The following is a 269-nucleotide window of genomic DNA, read 5'->3' as shown; positions in this document are numbered from 1 at the left end:
TGGCTGAGTTGGATATTGAAATTGCTAACCATGTAGTCGTTTTCGGAGGGAAGGAAATTGATGTCCCAGATGGTTTAAGCGTGGCAGAAATCAAAGAGCGTGCAGCCCAGTCAGAAGTATCCATTGTCAACCAAGAGCGTGAAGAAGAAATCAAAGCCTATATTGATCAAATCAAGCGAGATGGAGATACTATTGGCGGAGTGATTGAGACTGTTGTTGGAGGAGTTCCAGCTGGCTTGGGATCATATGTGCAATGGGATAAAAAGTTA

Annotated in this window: 1 protein-coding gene; it reads left to right on the top strand. The window is 43.5% G+C overall.

Translation table 11 applies throughout. The features are described 5' to 3' along the window. Positions 1 to 269: chorismate synthase (locus C1E99_RS00375; protein WP_153060116.1), on the top strand; the 269-nt coding region annotated here is incomplete at both ends.

The sequence above is a fragment of the Streptococcus suis genome (assembly GCF_002964045.1).
GTDB lineage: Bacteria > Bacillota > Bacilli > Lactobacillales > Streptococcaceae > Streptococcus > Streptococcus suis_U.
The sequence above is the reverse complement of the archived record's forward strand: the minus strand, read 5'-3'. Positions and strand labels throughout refer to the sequence as shown.